The sequence below is a fragment of the Roseomonas sp. KE2513 genome (genome assembly GCF_016107305.1).
Classification (GTDB): Bacteria; Pseudomonadota; Alphaproteobacteria; order Acetobacterales; family Acetobacteraceae; genus Roseomonas.
Genome location: NZ_RCVR01000204.1, coordinates 1 through 324, shown reverse-complemented (window position 1 = coordinate 324; position 324 = coordinate 1). Strand labels below are relative to the sequence as shown.

1 protein-coding gene is annotated in these 324 nt (G+C 56.8%); it reads right to left on the bottom strand.

Features of this window, described 5'->3' with window-relative positions:
• Positions 1-139: 139 nt before the first annotated feature.
• Positions 140-324 (bottom strand): hypothetical protein (locus D9599_RS31870; protein ID WP_232481154.1); only part of this gene is annotated, 185 nt, incomplete at its 5' end.

Genomic DNA, 324 nt, shown 5'->3' with positions numbered 1-324 from the left:
TAGTCTTTCAATCACAGCCGCCACCAGCCGCACGCAGGATCAAACCGCGCTTCGATAAGACATGTCCTGCATGAGTTGGTCGGCGCTGCATCGACGCGCTCAGATACCTATTTCTCAAAACTACTGACCAATTCCAGATTCACTTGTGAAGGAACACAGAACGCCTGCCGATGCAGAACACCGGCCGAGCGTGTCTTCTGGAAGCGATCCCGGCAAGCGCATGGCGGGCGCCACGCACTAGCCGCGACATTCTCAATGCTTCATGAGCATCAAACACCTGCCGCACGCGCTCTTCGGCGCGCAGGACAAGGCAAGATGCCAAAG